The 17,556-nt window shown below is 63.0% G+C and carries 16 protein-coding genes, 1 tRNA gene and 4 pseudogenes; 8 read left to right on the forward strand and 13 right to left on the reverse strand.

What is annotated here, in order from left to right; translation table 11 throughout:
* Nucleotides 1–3 precede the first annotated feature (3 nt).
* The 4 genes and pseudogenes from ACFQH2_RS07590 to psmA all read left to right on the forward strand — a co-directional run bounded on the left by ACFQH2_RS07590 (nt 4) and on the right by psmA (nt 2,549).
* Nucleotides 4–701: pseudogene (locus ACFQH2_RS07590) on the forward strand (RNase P subunit p30 family protein).
* Nucleotides 685–1,299: a class I SAM-dependent methyltransferase gene (locus ACFQH2_RS07595; RefSeq protein ID WP_377052400.1), complete on the forward strand. Its 615-nt coding sequence runs from the start codon at nt 685–687 to the stop codon at nt 1,297–1,299. The pseudogene ACFQH2_RS07590 and the gene ACFQH2_RS07595 overlap by 17 nt, the downstream one beginning before the upstream one ends.
* A 2-nt stretch (nt 1,300–1,301) precedes the next feature.
* Nucleotides 1,302–1,780: pseudogene (locus ACFQH2_RS07600) on the forward strand (Rpp14/Pop5 family protein).
* Nucleotides 1,781–1,784: 4 nt separating this feature from the next.
* Nucleotides 1,785–2,549 (forward strand): archaeal proteasome endopeptidase complex subunit alpha, encoded by a 765-nt coding sequence (psmA, locus tag ACFQH2_RS07605; RefSeq protein ID WP_377052404.1) that lies wholly within the window; start codon nt 1,785–1,787, stop codon nt 2,547–2,549.
* An 81-nt stretch (nt 2,550–2,630) separates the two neighbouring features.
* Here the strand turns inward: psmA and ACFQH2_RS07610 are convergent, their stop codons facing one another.
* From ACFQH2_RS07610 to ACFQH2_RS07655, 10 genes and pseudogenes are all read right to left on the reverse strand, one after another.
* Entirely contained in the window at nt 2,631–3,761 is a 1,131-nt protein-coding gene (locus tag ACFQH2_RS07610; RefSeq protein WP_377052406.1) for a DUF2157 domain-containing protein, read from the reverse strand.
* A 101-nt stretch (nt 3,762–3,862) separates the two neighbouring features.
* Entirely contained in the window at nt 3,863–4,417 is a 555-nt protein-coding gene (locus tag ACFQH2_RS07615; RefSeq protein ID WP_377052408.1) for a hypothetical protein, read from the reverse strand.
* A complete protein-coding gene (locus tag ACFQH2_RS07620) occupies nt 4,414–5,151 on the reverse strand; it encodes a DsbA family protein (RefSeq protein ID WP_377052410.1) in 738 nt (245 codons plus the stop codon). Before ACFQH2_RS07620 ends, ACFQH2_RS07615 begins: the two co-directional genes overlap by 4 nt.
* 247 nt (nt 5,152–5,398) lie before the next feature.
* A tRNA-Leu gene (locus ACFQH2_RS07625) sits at nt 5,399–5,482 on the reverse strand.
* Nucleotides 5,483–5,524: 42 nt separating this feature from the next.
* Nucleotides 5,525–6,034 (reverse strand): DUF7547 family protein, encoded by a 510-nt coding sequence (locus ACFQH2_RS07630; protein WP_377076607.1) that lies wholly within the window; start codon nt 6,032–6,034, stop codon nt 5,525–5,527.
* A gap of 206 nt (nt 6,035–6,240) precedes the next feature.
* A pseudogene (locus ACFQH2_RS07635) lies at nt 6,241–7,328 on the reverse strand (phosphotransacetylase family protein).
* Nucleotides 7,325–9,421, reverse strand: coding sequence for an acetate--CoA ligase family protein (locus ACFQH2_RS07640; protein ID WP_377052416.1), 2,097 nt, complete (start codon nt 9,419–9,421; stop codon nt 7,325–7,327). The pseudogene ACFQH2_RS07635 and the gene ACFQH2_RS07640 overlap by 4 nt, the downstream one beginning before the upstream one ends.
* Nucleotides 9,422–9,580: 159 nt before the next feature.
* Nucleotides 9,581–10,674, reverse strand: a pseudogene (locus ACFQH2_RS07645) (metal ABC transporter permease).
* The gene (locus ACFQH2_RS07650; RefSeq protein ID WP_377052420.1) at nt 10,671–11,414 is read right to left on the reverse strand and encodes a metal ABC transporter ATP-binding protein; all 744 of its coding nucleotides are present in this window, start codon (nt 11,412–11,414) and stop codon (nt 10,671–10,673) included. Before ACFQH2_RS07650 ends, ACFQH2_RS07645 begins: the two are co-directional and overlap by 4 nt.
* 45 nt (nt 11,415–11,459) lie before the next feature.
* Nucleotides 11,460–12,902 carry a metal ABC transporter substrate-binding protein gene (locus ACFQH2_RS07655; protein WP_377076977.1) on the reverse strand — a complete coding sequence of 481 codons (1,443 nt, stop codon included), beginning with the start codon at nt 12,900–12,902 and terminating at the stop codon, nt 11,460–11,462.
* Between the two features lie 45 nt (nt 12,903–12,947).
* On the opposite strand from ACFQH2_RS07655, the gene ACFQH2_RS07660 reads away from it, so the two are divergent.
* Complete coding sequence (locus tag ACFQH2_RS07660) at nt 12,948–13,154, forward strand: hypothetical protein (protein WP_377076608.1); 207 nt, start codon at nt 12,948–12,950, stop codon at nt 13,152–13,154.
* Between the two features lie 339 nt (nt 13,155–13,493).
* On the opposite strand, the gene ACFQH2_RS07665 is transcribed toward ACFQH2_RS07660, so the two are convergent.
* Both ACFQH2_RS07665 and ACFQH2_RS07670 read right to left on the reverse strand, forming a co-directional pair.
* On the reverse strand, nt 13,494–13,937 hold the full coding sequence (locus ACFQH2_RS07665) for a plastocyanin/azurin family copper-binding protein (protein WP_377052426.1): 444 nt from the start codon (nt 13,935–13,937) through the stop codon (nt 13,494–13,496).
* 87 nt (nt 13,938–14,024) lie between these two features.
* Nucleotides 14,025–14,540, reverse strand: a complete 516-nt coding sequence (locus tag ACFQH2_RS07670) for an Lrp/AsnC family transcriptional regulator (protein WP_377052428.1) — start codon at nt 14,538–14,540, stop codon at nt 14,025–14,027.
* A 289-nt stretch (nt 14,541–14,829) separates the two neighbouring features.
* Between ACFQH2_RS07670 and ACFQH2_RS07675 the strand changes: the two genes are divergently transcribed.
* From ACFQH2_RS07675 to ACFQH2_RS07685, 3 genes are read left to right on the forward strand one after another with little or no spacing between them, the layout of a single operon-like run.
* A complete protein-coding gene (locus ACFQH2_RS07675) occupies nt 14,830–15,903 on the forward strand; it encodes a glutamate--cysteine ligase (protein ID WP_377052430.1) in 1,074 nt (357 codons plus the stop codon).
* A gap of 45 nt (nt 15,904–15,948) precedes the next feature.
* On the forward strand, nt 15,949–16,662 hold the full coding sequence (locus ACFQH2_RS07680) for a winged helix-turn-helix transcriptional regulator (RefSeq protein WP_377052432.1): 714 nt from the start codon (nt 15,949–15,951) through the stop codon (nt 16,660–16,662).
* Nucleotides 16,663–16,717: 55 nt separating this feature from the next.
* Entirely contained in the window at nt 16,718–17,212 is a 495-nt protein-coding gene (locus tag ACFQH2_RS07685; RefSeq protein ID WP_377052434.1) for a phosphopantetheine adenylyltransferase, read from the forward strand.
* 14 nt (nt 17,213–17,226) lie between these two features.
* Here ACFQH2_RS07685 and ACFQH2_RS07690 read toward each other — a convergent pair whose 3' ends face one another.
* On the reverse strand, nt 17,227–17,535 hold the full coding sequence (locus tag ACFQH2_RS07690; RefSeq protein WP_377052436.1) for a transcription initiation factor IIB family protein: 309 nt from the start codon (nt 17,533–17,535) through the stop codon (nt 17,227–17,229).
* Nucleotides 17,536–17,556: the final 21 nt, after the last annotated feature.

The following is a 17,556-nucleotide window of genomic DNA, read 5'->3' on the forward strand; positions in this document are numbered from 1 at the left end:
TCTATGTACGAGGCGGTCCACGCCTGGCCCGATGGAGACGCGACAGTCGCCCGACTGGCCAACACGGCGGGCGAGTACGGGTACGACGGGATCGTCGTCAGGAACGCCGACGACGCTCGGCCGGACCACGCTGACGAGGATATCGATGACGACGTCGCCGTCGTCGAGGCAAACGAGATCTCGACCGACAATCCACAGCGTGCCAGCGGCTTCGTCGGCAACTACCGCGAGCGCGACCGACTCGTCGTCGTGGGGGCGGGACCAACGCCATCAATCGCTTCGCGGTCGAGCAAGAACGTGTCGACGTGCTCGCGCACCCAATGCGCGGCGACGGCGATTTCAACCACGTGCTCGCCCGTGCTGCACGGGAGAACGGGGTTCGCGTCGAGTTCGACCTCTCGCCGGTCCTGCGTGCGGACGGCGGCGAGCGCGTCCGGGCGCTCAAATCGCTTCGGAAGCTTCGGGAACTGATCGAGCAGTACGACGCCCCCTACGTCGTGAGCGCGACGCCCGAATCACATCTTCACCTGCGGGCGCCCCGAGAACTCGTCGCCGTGGGCGAGACCATCGGGTTCGACGCCGGGATGATCAGAGAGGGGCTTGCCGAGTGGGGGCGGCTGATCGAACGAAACGAGCGGATCCAGTCCGAGGAGTTCATTGAGCCGGGGGTCGAACGGGGGAGATATGACGAAGACGCCTGAGGCCCACGGGGACCGGTTCGACGAGAAGGCCGCGGAGTACGACGACAGCGAGAGCGAGGAGTATCGCGCCTGTGCAGGCCTCGTCGTCGAGCACGCCGCGCCCACGGACAGCGACACGGTCCTCGACATCGGCACCGGCACAGGGGCCATCGCGCTGGCGCTCGCAGACGACGCCGAGAGAGTGATCGGTCGGGACGTCAGCGAGGGCATGCTCGAACAGGCTCGCGCCAAGGCGAGCGAGAACGGGATCGACAACGTCGAGTTCGGCGACGGCCGGTTCCGCGTGCCGAACATCGACGAACCGGTCGATATCGTCACCTCGAACTTCGCGATGCATCACCTCTCGGACGGAGAGAAACGCGAGGCGATCGACGTGATCGCCGGCCTGGGGCCGCGACGGTTCGTGCTCGGTGACGTGATGTTCTTCGGGGAACCCGATCCGGAGGAGCCGTTTTACAGTCCAGAGGTCGACGACCCCGCGACGGTTGGCACGCTCGTGGACGCGCTGACAGGCGCTGGCTTCGCGCTAACCGCCGTCGAGCGCGTCCACGAGCAGGTGGGCGTGCTCGTCGCCGAACGGGCCGCCGGAGGCGAGTAGGCATGAAACATCTCCCCAAACACTTCCGTCCGCGCTGGCGATATCTCGCGGTCGCCCTCGAATCGACGCCCGACGCTGATCTCTCTCGGGGGCCTTCCAGCGCGAACTGTGGTATGCGGCACAGAACCTCGTCGGCGACACCGGCAGTGCGGACGCTGACCTCACGGTGCTCGATTTCTCGTTCTCGGACGGGCAGGGGGAGACGGTCGTCCGGGTTCGCCACGGACACGGCACCGAGGCTCGCGCCGCGCTTGCCTGTATCGATAGTATCAATACTCACTCGGTGGGCGTGCGAGTCATCGGTATCAGTGGTACGATCCGTGCCTGTGAAGAAAAGTATTTAGGACGACAGACGGAACTTTTCCACGAGAGAAACGTCGTGTTCGACGGCGAGGAGCGGCCAGCAGTTATCCGCGACAGTTCCGTGGATGTACGGGTCGACTCCTCGGTTGTCGGCGCGATGACACTCGATTTACAGTGATACTATGCAGGGACAAGCTCAACAACAGGCCTACGACCGAGGGATCACGATCTTCTCGCCGGACGGACGGCTCTACCAGGTAGAGTACGCCCGCGAAGCAGTCAAACGTGGCACAGCCAGCATCGGCGTGCGGACCGAGGACGGCGTCGTCCTCGCCGTCGACAAGCGGATCCGTTCGCCGCTACTGGAAGGAACAAGCGTCGAGAAGCTCCACAAGGCTGACGAACACATCGGCATCGCCAGCGCAGGCCACGTGGCCGACGCGCGACAGCTGATCGACTTCGCCCGCCAGAGCGCACAGACCAACCGCCTCCGCTACGACGAGCCGATCGGCGTCGAGACGCTGACGAAGGAGGTCACCGACCACATCCAGCAGTACACGCAGGTCGGTGGCGCTCGCCCGTTCGGCGTCGCGCTGATCATCGGTGGCATCGAAAACGGCGAGCCCCGTCTCTACGAGACGGACCCGTCGGGAACGCCCTACGAATGGAAGGCACTCGCAGTCGGTGCCGACCGCGGCGACATTCAGGAGTTCCTCGAAGAGAACTACGACGGCGGCGACAGCCTCGAAGACGGTATCGTGCTCGCACTCGAAGCGCTGGCCTCCGCTCAGGACAGCGGGTTGACCCCGGAAGGTCTCGCACTGGCGACCGTCGAGACCGAGACCGAGGAGTACGCCGAACTCGACACGGACGAGATCCGCTCGTACCTCGAAGAGAACGACCTGCTCGAAGAGGAGTCTGAGGAAGCGGACGAAGACGAAGAGTAAGCTGGTAGCCGTCCGACAGGCCTTTCTTCCTTTTCGACCGCATTGAACCGATACGAGTCACCTACCCGATCCGACGGTGTCTCACTTGCTTCGCTCCCGAGCAGCAGCGCCCGACGCATCCATCCGTTCGAGCAACGTCCGCCGGCCGCGTTCGAGGCCGAGGCCGACGGCGAGCAGGATCAGTCCGCCGATTATCAGCGTCAACGACCCGGATAGCACGTTGGCGACCGTCCGAGCAAGGAAGGATAACACGACCGCCAAGAACGCAAGGGCGGAGATGTTGACGACACCTGTCTCACGGAGCCGATAGCCGATTCCCACCGTGACGAGCACAAGAACGAGTGCGAGTAGGTGAGCGATCACCGACGTCGCGAACGACGAAAGGTCAACCGACGCGAGGGGTGGGAATACCAGCAGTACGACGATAGCGACGGCCGCCCAGAGCGTGAGAGAGTCGTCGCCGTCCGAACGCGAGTCGACGGCCGTCCGAACCGCCATCGCGGCCGCACCGAGGGCGACGCCCACGAGGACGAGATCCAGTTCCGGCGACGGACCCAGACGCCCACCCGACGTCGTCAACGCGACTGTTGATCCGAGCGTCGCGGCGACGCCGACGAGCAGATAGCTCATCGACCATCGCGGCTCCCTGTCCATCGCGCCGTGGACGAACAGGACGATTCCGTAGAGCCCGGTCACCACTGCCGGATCGAACGATGTCGCCGTCACGAGTGTCGCCGCGCCGACGCCGAGGCCCAGTGCCGTTATCAGCCGCGACTCCAGCAGATGGCCGGAGGGCAGCGCTACCGCTGTCCACGCGATCAGCAACCACTCGGCCGCGATATCGATCTCGTACAGGTCGGCCAGTGCGAACAGGCTCACACCGACAAAGGCCGCCCCGAGGACGAACAGCCCATGCCCGACTCGCGGGTACTCGCCGCGGCGGAGCCACCCACCCGAACCGTAGGCGGCAGTTGGAACCGTAAGAAGGATTGCGGCCCGGAGGGTCCGCGGGAGTTCGGCCCAGTTCCCCGTGAGATAGAGGATCGCTCCCGCGCCGATCAACACCGCACCCATGATCGAGAGCGCCGTGATTAGCCGCAACGATCGCTCGTCGCCCTCGTGACGGGCGAGGATCGCCTCGGCCTGTTCATGAGTGATGATTTCGGCCTCCACCCAGTCGTCGACCGCGTCTTCGAGTTCTTCGCGGTCCATCTCATCTAGGATATCTGTCTCGATAACTGATAAATACAGGGGGAGAACACTCTGTTTATCAACCGTTCCCTGACGGTACGGGACGTGGCGATCGGTTGTGCTCAGAGCCACCCGTCGCTGCCGACCGAACACATCAGTGGGTCGCCCGCTCGACCGAGGAACACGACGAGCAGGAGGATTCCGCCCGCCCGGAGCAGGTTGCCGTCGAACGGGAGCATTGCCATCGCGCCGACGAAGCCGAGCGCCCCGAGCACGCCGGCACCGCAACTCGCACACCCCGCTGCGAGCACGCCCGGAACGACGCCGAGCAGCGTCGACGCACCGGTACGACGTGCGCGCCGGAAGAGCGTGACGGCGTTGGTTACCGCGATGCCCGTCAACACTGCATACAGGGTGACGAGGCCGATACCAAGCCAGCCAGTGCTCAGATACACTTCCCTCGTAAGGGCGGTCACGGCATAGCCGAGGTCCGTAATATCGTTCGCGAGTAACTGGATCGAGAACTGTGGAAACGTGCTCAGCACCAGGAGGACGTAGGTCAGCCCCGTCACTCCCCCGGCGAACAGCAGTCGGGCGTTCGACGTGAGCGGATGGACGAGGGCGTCTCCGACGTCGCGGGCCCAGTCCCGCATCACGGCGACTCGCGTACCCGTCATGCCTCTCGTACCTGCTCGATGGCATCGGCAAAGCCGTCGTACGGCTGTGCCCCGACGATTGTCCCGGCCGCGCCGCTTTCACGGTTGTACAACACGAACGCCGGCGTTCCCTGCAGGCCGACCGATCGGGCAGCCTCGTAGTCGCCGTCGACGGTCTCCCGAACGAACCCCTCGTTGGAAGCGCGATACTCCTCGACGGCGGCACGGTCGACACCGTCTACTCGGTCAGTGAGACGCGTGAACGTCTCCTCGTCAGCCCAGTCGTTGCCCGACTCGGCCTGCGCGTCGAACACCGCAGTGTGCCAGTTCCAGAACGCGGTGGGATCGCTTTCGGCCACCCGATTCCAGACGCTTCGACCCCACATCGCCGCTGGCATCGAGTACTGGCCAATATTGGGATACGCGAGGACGACAACTCTGACCGTCCCGTTCTCGACGTACTCCTCACCGATTGCTGGCAACGTCTCGGTTTCGAACTTCTTGCAGAAGGGACACAGATAATCAGTCCAGTAGTAGATGTCGACAGGCGCATCGCGTGCCCCGACGAGCGGTCGGCCAGCCAACTCGACGCCGAATCCGCTCGTCCCGTCGCTCGTGTGGAACTCCGAGGGGACGTACTCCTGGCCCTCTGACTCCGAACGCGATGCGACGTACGCGACGCCACCCCCAAATACGGCGGTCCCGCCGCCTGCGAGGAGTGCTCGCCGTCTCGTGATCTTGCTCTGCTCACCCATTCGTCCACAGGTTTGAACGAGGGGATGTAAAACGGTTCGGCGTGGGTGCGAGTGACTGACCAGTTCGACCGTGTTGCTCCGCGGGGAGTTCAGGTCGTTGGGGTGAGAACATGGCCGGTTTTGCAGGGGGAGAGGGACCGGATTTGAACCTCGTCGAGACGGTCGCTCACTTCGTTCGCGCTGCGACTCGTCTGGTTCAAGTCCTCATTGCGCACTCACGGCTCTCACGTTTGTTCGAGCCGAGAAGTGCGCGGGACCGGATTTGAACCGGCGGACCCCTACGGGACAGCGTCCTAAGCGCTGCGCCTTTTCCTGGCTTGGCTACCCGCGCGCTACCCGATGTTCCCGAGTTGAAAGTAAGTATGTGTCGTTCTCAGTCCGTGTCTTCCTCGGGCGATTCGTCGTCCTCCCCATAGCGGCTCCGAAGCGACTCCAGTTCCGAGTCGACGTCGACTTGCACCGGGTCGGGTTCGGCCTCCTCGTCGTCCGTATCGGCGTCTTCCTCGTCACTTCGACGCTCGCGCCCGGTTTGCTCGTCGACGCGTGCTTCGGCGTCACGGACCTGTTCGTCGAGGTCGTCGCGTAATTCTCGGGCCTCGGTGAGAATCTCGCGGGCCGTCTCGTCCTGTGGGAGTGCGCCCTCGTCGACGGCGCGCTGTAGCTCTACGAGCGCGTCGTCGAGTCGGTCCAGCGTCTCCTCCCCGAACCGACCCGCCGTCTCACGGACCTCTCGGCTGCGGCGCTCGGCCTCACCGCGGATCTCTTCGCCGCGCTCGCGGGCCTCGCGTTCGGCTTTGGCAATCTCGATAGCGCGCTGGACCGCCTCCAGGATTCTGAATGTTCGCTTCGAGCACTGCAATCGCGGCCGGGATTGCGACGTCATCGGTGAATTCGAGCACCTCTCGCGGAGAGGGCGGGCGGGGGAGACCGAGGGGGCCGCGCCGGGGCTGTGGCTCGACCTCTTGCCGGAGGTCGCGCAAGGTGTCGGCCAGCTCCTCGGCTGTACGGGCGAGTTCCTCGTCTGTGTCGTCGCCGCTGTCGCTCATACCATCGAGTTGGTGCGCTGGCGACAAAAGAGAGGCGGTCGGTCTACTCGTCGTCGGAGTCCGACCCTGACTGCACGCCGATCAGTCCGTCGACGTCTGCGTGGCTGGCAAGCAGTTCCTGCATGCGTTCTACGGTCTCGGCGTCCTTGGTACGACCTTCGCTGACGACGCCCTCGGCGCGGTCGATGGCCGTCAGCGTGTCAGTCTGCAGGAGGAGGATCGGCACACCCTTCTCCTCGGCTTTCCCGACGACAGCGCCGGTCGGGCGGTGGCCGCCGGTGAGGATGAGACATTCGATGCCGGGTGCCTGCAACGCGGCGGTCTGGACTTCCGAGCGGTCGCCCCCGTGATGACTGCGGCGTCACGGGTCCGTCGGAAGTGACGGAGTGCGGCGTCCCGGCCCATCGCACCGACGCTGAAGCGCTCGACGTACTCGTCGGTTGCGGCGTTGGTCAGGATCTCTGCGCCGAGTTCGTCGGCGAGGTCCTCGACAGTGATGCCGGCGAGTTCCTGCTCCCGCGGCAGTGCGCCGTGGACCGAGATTCCCTTGCTCTCCAGGAACGGAACGGCATCGGTTTCGAGGCTGTCGAAGGCGTCGTCGGTGACGGCGTTGAACAACACGCCAGCAAGGCGATCGTCGAGCTGTCGAGCCGCCGCGAGTACCCCGTCGATGTCTGCGGGAGTGTCGTAGCCGCCCAGCAGGACGACTTCTGCATCGAGGAGCTCCGCGATGTCGGCGTCGGTCAGGTCGACGATGCCGCCGGTCGTTAGCGAGCCGCCGCCCTCGACGATCATCAGGTCGCGCCCAGCCGCGAGCGTCTCGAAGTGCTCTTTGACCTGTGTCTGGAGGTCGCTGGAGTCCTCCTGACCACGGATCACCTGCTCGATGAACGTCGGCGAGTAGACGACGGGTTCGAGTTCGTGCATCTCCGCGTCCATCTCCAGCAGTTCGCGGGCAAGCATCGGATCCTCGTCGAGGGTCTTGCCGACGCGGCTGCGGAGCCGCGTTCCTTTGGGTTTCATGTAGCCGACGTCGAGCCCGCGCTCCTTGGCGAGCATACCGAGCGCGATCGAGACGGCCGTCTTGCCGGTGCCTTCTTCGGTCGAGGTTACGAGTAGGGTCTTCGTCATAGTTTATCAGTGTCCACGGTCAGTTGCAGGTCGATCGCCGTCGCGCCGTCCGGCCCTGCGACGAGCGGGTTCACGTCGAGTTCGAGGATGGCCGGGAAGTCAGTCGCCAACTGTGAGAGCCGCTGGAGCGACTCCGAGATGGCGCCCGTATCCGCCGGTGTCCGTCCCCGGGCACCACGTAGTAGCGGTGCGGCCTGAATGTCGTTGATCATGGCGTCCGCCTCCGGTTCGCTGATCGGTGCGATCCGAACCGTGGTGTCTTCGAGCACTTCCACGAAGATCCCGCCGAGTCCGAACAACACCATCGGGCCGAACTGTGGGTCGCGGTTGAGGCCGACGATCGTCTCGGTTCCATCGTCGAGGTCGACCATCTCTTGAACCTGGATCCCGATGAGGTTTGCGTCCGGCTGATAGTTACGGGCCCGCGTCACCAGGCTCTCGAAGGCGTCTGCGACGTCCTCGGTCTCGACACCGACTTTCACGCCGCCGATGTCGGACTTGTGGAGGATGTCGGGGCTGACGATCTTCATCACTGCAGGACCGTCGATACCCTTCGCCACTTCCTCTGCGGCAGCGGGCGAGTCGACGACGTCGCCGTTCGGCGTCGGGATCCCGTACGCGTCGAGCAGATCCATCGCCTCGACGCCGAGGCGATTGTCGTCTCGCCCTTCGGCGCGTTCGAGGATCTCCCGTGCGCGCTCGCGGTCGACGTCGAAGTCGGCCGGGTCGTCGTGGGTCGTCTCGCTGATGTCCCGGTACTCCGAGAGCGCGCCGATGCTCCGGATCGCACGCGCGGGGTCGAAGTAGTTCGGGACGCCGTTGTCCTTGAGCTTCTGGGCCGCGGCTTCCGTGCTTTCGCCGCCCATCAGCGCCGAGACGATCGGCGTCTCGTGTTTCTCTTTCATCTTGCTGATGACGTCGGCGAGGTTGCCGAAGTTGAGCACGGCTGTCGGCGCGGCGACGACGACTGCGGCACCGACGCCATCGTCGGACAGTGCGGCGTCGAGCGCCTCCTCAAACCGGCCCGAGTCGGCGTCGCCGAGCACGTCCACGGGGTTGTAGATGTTCCCTTCGTCGGGGAGCATCTCGCTGTAGATTTCCAGAGTCTCGTCGGAGAAGCCCGCAAGGTCCAGCCGCGAGCCACCGATCGCATCAGTCGTCATCACGCCGGGACCGCCGGCGTTGGTGATGACGGCGACGTCGTCACGGTCGGGCAGGGGCTGGCCCGATAGCATCTGCGCATAGTCGAACATCTCCTGGACGGTTTCGACGCGCAGGACGCCGGCCTGATCGAGGCCGGCCGCGTACGCCTGCTCGCTACCGGCTATCGTCCCGGTGTGTGAGGAGGCTGCCTGCGCACCGGCCTCGGTACGGCCGGATTTGACCAGCACGACCGGGGTATCGTCGGTGACCTCCCGGGTCGCATCGATGAACTCGCGACCGTGGTCGATCCCTTCGAGATAGCCGATAATTACGTCGGTGTCGGGGTCATCGCCCCACTCTCTGACGAAGTCGGTCTCGTCGAGAACGGCCTCGTTGCCGAGCGAGACGACGTCTTTGAAGCCGAGATCCTGATCGTTCGCCCAGTCCAGCACTGCCGTAATGAACGCGCCCGACTGGCTCATAAAGGAGATCGAGCCTTCCTGTGCGTTGTCGGGGCCAAATGTCGCGTTCATCCCGTTCGGCGTGCTCATCACGCCGAGGCTGTTGGGACCGACCAGATTGAGGTCGTACTCTTTTGCGACCTCGACGAGTTCGTTCTCGCGTTCTGCGCCTTCACTGCCGGTCTCGCTGAATCCAGCCGTGATGACGACGACGTCGTCGACACCTGCCTGTGCCGCTTCCTTCACCGCGTCGATGACGATCCCTGACGGGACGACGATCACCGCCAGATCCGTCGGTGGCGCTTCCGCCACTGATTGGTAACAGTCCAGTCCCAGCACTGCATCACGGTTCGGGTTGATTGGAACAACGTCACCGGTGTAATCTTCCTGGAGGTTCGTCAGGATCGCCCGCCCAACGGATCCCTCTCGGTCGGTTGCACCGACGACTGCTACACGTTCCGGCCCGAACAGGTCCGATAACGCTCCCATCGCAGGTAAAACTGAGTATACCCACGGATAAAAACTGACTGACATCGTACGGAGTATAAACAGGGGTCTTATAATGGCAAAGCAATATTCGTGATAATTCTTGTTCTTTGTATAACACTCACAAACACTCGACATCTCTTGTCGGTGATCTGTCCGCAGCTATCGTGTCGTGAGTGCGGCCGAGCGGTCCGACAGCGCTACCGTCACGAGATAGATCGCAATGGCGACAACGATCACCGACCCGCCGGAGGGCAGACTCTGCCAGATCGCCAGGCCGATCCCGGCGAGGATCGCCGTCTGCCCGAACAGTACGGAGAGATACAGCGTCTCCCGGAAGCCCTGTGCGATCTGTGACGCCGCCGCCACCGGGATCACAAGCAAGCCGGCGACGAGGATCACACCGAGGATCTGCATCGCACCGACGACAACCACCGCGGTCATCGTGACCAGCAAGGCGTTGTACCAGGTGACGTTGAACCGCGCGACTCGCGCGGCCGTCTCGTCGAAGGTGATGAACAGGAACTGTTTGTAGTTGAAGGCGACGAGGGCCACCACGACGACGCTGAGGACGGCGACGATCCGGGCGCCTTCCGCGGTGACGACTGCCATGTCGCCAAAGAGGAACTGCTCGATATCGATCGGGACCGAGACGAACTCACGACCCCACGAGATCAACAGCGTCCCGACGGCGAAGCTACCGGTCAGAACGATTGCGATCGGAACGTCCCCGTAGCTGTCGGTGTGTTCGGTGAGCCACTGCAGGCCGAGCGCCGAGAGGACGCTCACGACCAGCGCGACCAGCACCAGCCGACCGTTCGTGGCGTTCAGGCCGAGCGCCCCCACCACGACGATACCGATAGCGACTCCCGCAAAGGCGGTGTGGGCGAGCGTCTCGCCGATCAGCGCCATCTGTCGGTGGACGAGATACGTCCCGACGAGCGGCCCGACGATACCGACGAGGACGCCCGTGGCGATTGCCCGCCACATGAACGGATACTGGAAGACGTTCGTTCCGAGGTAGTAATCCGCCCACTCGCCAGCGATCAGGAACTGCTCGAAGCCGGTTTGGGCAGCGCGCCGACCGCGCCGGGAAAGGTACGGAGCCAGTCGACGGCGATAAATGCGATCATCATCGCGCCTAACAGCCCCGTCAGGACCAACAGGACCTCCTCGACCCGTCGCCGTGTGGGAACTCGTCTGGCCGGTTCGCTCACCGATTGCTCCGTCTCCCCGTCGGCAGTGTCCGTACTCATGGATGGTTGTGATCGAGGACGCCTGTCGATTTCCCGTACGCCTCGGCCAGCGCGTCGCTCTCGATAAACGAGACCGTATCGCCGTGGTGGTATAGCTCCCGGTTGATGCACGCGACGGTGTCGACGTGTTTGGTGAGGACGTCGACGTCGTGTTCGATGAGGATGATCGTGATCCCCTGGCGGTTCAGGTCGTCGAGGAGATTGTAGAACTCGCTCCGCGAGTCGGCATCGACGCCGACGGTTGGCTCGTCGAGCGCGAGAAGGTCGGATTCGGAGGCAAGCGCCCGGGCGATGAACGCTCGCTGGCGCTGGCCGCCGGAGATTTCGCTCACTGGGCGGTCGGCGAGGTCGACGATGTCGACCGTTTCGAGCGCCTTGTCGACGATTTCGTGGTCCTCCGGGCCGAGTCTGGAGTGGCCAACGTGTGCGAACCGTCCCATCAGAACGACTTCGCGTACCGTCACCGGCATCGCGCCGCCGCGGTCGGTAGACCGCTGTGCGACGTAGCCGAGGCGTTCGCCGTCCTCGAACTCCGCCGCGGGCTCTCCGAACAGTTCGATGGAGCCGTGATCGGGCTGTGCGAGGCCGATCATGAGGTGCAACAGCGTCGTCTTCCCGGAGCCGTTCGGCCCGATCATACCGAGGAAGTCGCCGGCCTCGACGGACAGAGAGATGTCTTCGACTGCAACGGTCTCTCCGTACGAGAACGTTACGTCCTCGACGTCGACGACGGTCGTCATCTATTCACCATTACCAGCAGGCTGGGTTTGTCTCTTTTCATCGATCTATGCGTCGAGTGCCGCCCGGAGCGATGGGAGGTTCACTTCTTCCATCTGTTCGACCCAGCCCCAGTCGTTCGCCGCCCAGTCCTCGGTGACACCCGAGAGCGCCGAGAGCGGCTCTGCCTGATCGACGTCGCTGTTCTCGAATATCGTCTGGACCATCTGCGGGTGCTCCTGGCCCGGGTTCGACACCTCGAACGGATCGTATAGCACGGTGTCGATGTCGTTCGCTTCGATGATGTCGAGGAGGTCGCCGATGTCCTCGAACGATGTCGCGGCGTTCGGTGAGACGCCAGTCGGCGTCCGTAGGTCGAAGCCGTACCGGCGTTCGAGATACCGGAACGAGTCGTGCCCGGCAAGGATCGCGACGTCCTTGTCGGCGTTCGCCGCGAGCGTCTCGAACTGTTCGTGGACCTCCATAATCCGGTCGGTGTGTGCCGCTGCGTTCTCCTCGTACGTCGTCGCGTTGTCCGGGTCGATTGCCGCGAGTTCCTGGCTGACGCGCTCGACGATGCGCTCGGCGATTACGGGATCGATCCAAACGTGCGGGTCGTGAAAGTCGTCAGCGCCCTCACCACCGAGTTGCTCGACGACTTCGACGGACGTGGTCTCCTCGGCAGTCTCGTAGACGAGTTCGTCACCGCGTCGGATCTGGAACACGACGCCGGCATCGCCCACCTCGCGACCGTGGAACTCCACGTGGTCGCCGTGGGACTCGATTTCGACGACGCCATCGGGTTCGCCGTCGGCGAGCCGAGCATCGAGCTGGTAGGTTTCGTCCTCGCCCAGCGGGACGACCCGCCCCTGCTCGTCCTTGAGCAGGATGCCGACCGGAACGCTCTCGTCGAGCAAGACGTCCGGCACGCCGCCCTGCCAGTGTCCGGTGTGCCAGCCACCGAGTCGGGTACCGGACCGGAGGTCGACGATATCGAACTCCTCCAGTACGAGGCTCTCGACGGGGTAGTCGGGTTCGTGGTCCGGCTCCGGGATCGGCTCCTCGTCGAAGGGGATCAGGTAGGGCTCGATCCCTCGCATCGCGTCGACGACAGCGACGTCCTGATAATCGCGCCGGAGTTCGCTCGCGACGTCCTGTGCCCACGCGAACTCCGGCGTGTCCAGATACAGAAACATCCGGGTCGCGGCGATGTCACGCGTCAGATCGCCGTCCGGGCTCCAGCCGTGGCCCATCGTTCCCGTTTCGACCGGGTTCTCGAAATAAAACTCGTCGCCGCCGACCGCATTTGCGAGGCTCTGGAGAGCGTAAAAGACCGTATATCCTCCTTCGCCTCCCCCTGATCGCCGCCTGGCCCCTCCAGACAGCCAGCCAGGGTTCCCAGGGCAGTTACCCCGGCACCGGCTTTCAGGACGGCACGTCGTGTTCGTTCCATGATTGGTAGTTGTGGTGTCGCGTGTAAAAGCGTTATTATATATTCGGTCTTGATTAATAACTTGATGGGGTGACGGTTAGTCGGCACGGAACTCCATGACCGCGTGACCGTCGTCAAGTTCGACGACGTATTGGTCGATCAGATTGCAGTTTTCGGCGGCGTCGGCGTGCTCGAGGTCCCCCTCGATGATGTTCGCGCTACCGCCGCGAGCGAAGAGAACTACAGACTCGACGGTGTCCTCGTTCTGGTGGTCGTCTTCTTCTTCGTGCTCGTCTTCCTCGTCGTGATTGTGCCCATCGGCCCCTTCTGAACAGGAACGTTACGGAGGCGGTTGGTGTATCGTCCGTTCCGTTCCCCTTAGCATCGTTCTCGTCTCCGTTCGCTCCCTCAGCCTCGTCGAGACAACCGGCAAGCACGCTTGCGGTTAGCAACCCAGTGGTGCCGGCGAGTACACGGCGTCGTGATGGCTCCATTCTATCGGTGTGTGGTGTGCGCTACAAAGGTAGTATCATATTTTTAGGTTCAGTTAATAACCAATAGCATAACTGGGGGCATTTGTTACTAACGATGGGCTATCAGACCGATGTTATCGTCTTCGGAGACGAGTCTACTCCTGGTTTGAATTACAGAAGAACAGGGTCCGTGCGATTTATTGTACGACGATGGTGCCGACCATACCCTGGGACTCGTGGGGGTCACAGACGTACTCGTACGTGCCTTCGACGTCGAACGTGTGTTCGTGGACGAACCCGGCCTCTTCGATCGGTTCGTGCCCCTCCCATCCCCCGTTTGTTCCCTCGACCACCGTGAGGTTGTGTGTATCCGATTCCCAGACGAACTCGACGGTCGTTCCCACGTCGATCGTCAGTTCTCCCGGTTCGAAAATGAACTGGTCTTCCGGACCGACGAGTACCATCGTCGCGCCGCCGTCCATCTGATCGTCTTCGGAACCATCAGTCTCTTCGTCACCGTTTTCAGAGCCATTGGTGGGTTCTCCTCCGTCGTCTGTACAGCCTGCGACGACACCGGCAAGCCCGACTGCACCGGCTGTTTTGATATACGTGCGCCTATCGACCGTCGGTTCGCCAGTCATAATCGCGTAGACGTAGCAGTTGACCCCTGAAAAGGCTGATTATCATACTTGATAACAGATGCTTGCTGGATGATTTCTGGGCGTCGCCTACTCGACGTCGACGGACCCGCCATCAGCAACTGTTGCTCCGCGGTCCTCCTGGGCGGCCGGTTCCTCCCGTTCCATCTCCTGGACTTTCGGTTCCCAGACGGAATCGATTAGCAGTCTGACGTCGTACTCGACGACCTGTGAGAGGTCGAGTGTCTCGGTGAGGATCCGGTGGATCTCGCACTCGTCGACCGTCGCCCTCGCCACCACGTGTGCGTCCGCTGTCGCGTACACGTGATCGACGGTCTCCAGCGGTGCAAGCCGTTCGATGACGTCGTGGACGGTCCCTGGACGAAGGTGGAGGTCGACGAGTACGCCGACGCCGTCGCTGATCCGCGAGCGGTCGATATCCAGCGTAAACTGGCCGATAACATCGAGTTCTTCCAGTCGCTCGACGCGGTCCGAGACGGTCGGCGGCGAGACGCCGACTTGCTCGGCGATGTCGTTGTACGGCCGACGGGAGTTCTCGGTCAGTAGCTGTAATATATGCAGATCGGTCTCGTCCAGTTCGACCATACGCGCTCTTGTCGATATCTCCATAAACTACTTTCGACATTGTTTTCCTGATTTTTATGCCTAATATACGTATCGAGGTGAGGGATCGATACCGACCAGCCCGTCGCTCCCCGACGGCGTTGCCGCCATCGCTGACAGTAATCGAATACAGGCGTTCGTTCCGGTCACCCACTGGTCGTTCTCTTCGATATCGAGACGTCTACGCGAAGTTATAGGTTCGTCGGTGGCTCTGTGGACTGGGCGCACGAGTCCAAACGGTATTTATTCGCGGATAAATTACAGACTTCCAATGCAAGGTGGTTCGGCCGACGTGTTTACCGAGCTGGGGACGATCGGTATCGAAGAGGAGTTTTTCATCGTCGACGAGACGGGTCGGCCGACCTCCGGGACGGACGAACTGGTCTACGAGACGGAACCTCCGGCGATACTGGATGATCGGCTCGACCACGAGCTGTTCAAATTCGTCATCGAGACCCAGACCCCGGTCATCGACGGACTTGACGATGCGCCGGAGACGCTCCACGATATCCGGTCGGCACTCGTCGACCATGCGACCGAGCACGGGTATCAGATCGCCGCGGCCGGCCTCCACCCGACAGCGAAGTGGCGCGAACTCGAACACGCCGAGAAACCACGGTATCAGCAACAACTGGATCGCATTCAGTACCCACAGCACCGGAATACGACGGCGGGACTCCACATCCATATCGGCGTTGACGACGCCGACAAGGCGACGTGGGTGGCAAACGAGGTCCGGTGGCATCTCCCCATGCTACTCGCCCTCTCGGCGAATTCGCCGTACTGGGACGGCTACGATACTGGACTGCAGTCCGCGAGGGCGAAGATATTCGAGGCGCTGCCGAACACGGGGATGCCGACCGCCTTCGACGATTTCGCTGAGTTCGCAGCCTTCGAGCGGATGATGATCGAGACGGATTCGATCAACGACCGCGGCGAACTCTGGTACGACGTCCGGCCACACTCCGAACTGGGGACGGTCGAGATCAGAACGCCGGACGGGCAGGCCGACGAGGACCGGATCATGGCCTTCGTCGAGTACGTCCACGCGCTGGTGCTCGACCTGGCCGAGCGCTACGAGGACGGCGAGTCGGGAACACCGATCCGCCGGGAACTGCTCGACGAGAACAAGTGGCGAGCGATGCGATACGGCCACGACGCCTCGTTTATCGCGCCCGATGCGGACGACACTGTGACACTCGGCGAACTCGTCGAGGTCGAGTCCGATCGGTTGGGCGTGAGTGGACTACGCGACCTCTTCGACGCCGAGAGCGGAGCGACGAAACAGCGTCGCCTCCGAAATGAGGAGGGTGTCGACGCGCTCTGTGAGTCGCTACTGCTCTGAACAAGGTTTTTATCCTCTCGCGGCTTGTGTCCTTCTAAACAACGCATGTCTCCCGAAGATACCACAGATCCGGATTCGCCGGCCGATGATGCACAGAACGCTGGACACGACGGTTCGGACGAGAGACTGCTCCCCGAGGACGGAAGCGGGACGCGCGAACGTCTCGAAGAGGAGGCAGACCGGGCCGTCGAGGGGTTCGATCAGGGAATCGTCGACCTGCTCTCGTGGCTCCTGGAGACCGAGACGCGCGCACGGATCTACGTGTACCTCCGGCAGCACCCCGGTAGTACGAGCGAAGAGGTCGCCGAAGGAACCGGACTCTACCCGAGCACGGTTCGTGAAGCGCTCGCCGAACTCCACGACGAGGAGAAGGTAACCCGGAGCAAACGCGAGAGCGAGGGCGCGGGCAACAACCCTTACGAGTACGATGCGATGGCACCGAGCGACCTCGTCGGAAGCGTCGCCGGACAGGTCCAGAAGGAGCTCAACACGGTGTTCAACATGGATCAGTATCTCGACCGTGAGGACGCCGGCGAGGCCGACGAGGAGCCGGTGACGATAACCGTCGAAGAGCGCTCGGGCGAACCGGAACCGGACGAAGCCGACGAGACGGGGACCGAGGAAGGGATGGACGACCACGACGAGGCGGACGAACACGAGCACGAAGAAGCGGACCACCACGACAAGACTGACGAGCACGACCACGACGAGACTGACGAGCACGAACACGACGAGGCGGACGAACACGACGAGAACTGATCCGGTTTCTGTTCCGACTCCGACTCTTTTAAGAATCGGGCCGGAGAATGGGGGTATGAACGTCGCGCTGGGGGGAACGTTCGACCCGATCCACGACGGTCACAGAGCGCTCTTCGAGCGTGCATTCGAGCTGGGCGACGTGACCATTGGACTGACCAGCGACGACCTCGCACCGAAAACGCGGGACGAGAACCGCTATGTCCGATCCTACGAGGAGCGCAAAGCCGACCTCGAGGCCGAACTCGAAGAGTACGCCCGACGGTACGACCGCGAGTACGAGATCCGAACGCTCAGCCAGCCAACGGGCATCGCCACCGAGGAACGGTTCGACTGTCTGATCGTCTCACCGGAGACCATCGACGGTGCCGAGCGGATCAACGAACTCCGGGAACAACGCGGTATCGACCCGCTCCGGATCGAAGTCGTCGATCACGTCTACGCCGAGGACGGCGAGATCATCTCCAGCACCCGAATCGTCAACGGCGAGATAGACGAGAAAGGCAACCTCACGCCCGAGCGAGAGGGTCGTGATCGGGTTCAGTCGGACTGATTTTTCGTCTCCCATTACCAGCCAGGTGGTTCCATCCCTGCTTCACGCAGGAGGTCTTTCCACCGTTGCTGGATAGTGAGTCGGGCAACCCCGGCGGCGTCGGCGACGGCGCTCTGTGATCTGGCCTGACTCGTGATCAACGCCGCCGCGTAGATACTTGCGGCCATCACCGCCCGTTTGGATCGCTCTGTCTCCGGGACGCTGGAGAGAAACAGATCCGTCGCCGTCGACTGCGCGTCGGCGTCCAGATCGAGTTCGTCGGCCGTCGCCGCTATCTCTTCGATCCACTGTTCGTTCTCCACCCGGGTGCGGGCGCTATACATCACTGCTGGCTTTGCACCGGG

It is taken from the genome of Natronoarchaeum sp. GCM10025703, assembly GCF_042661985.1.
Lineage (GTDB): Archaea > Halobacteriota > Halobacteria > Halobacteriales > Natronoarchaeaceae > Natranaeroarchaeum.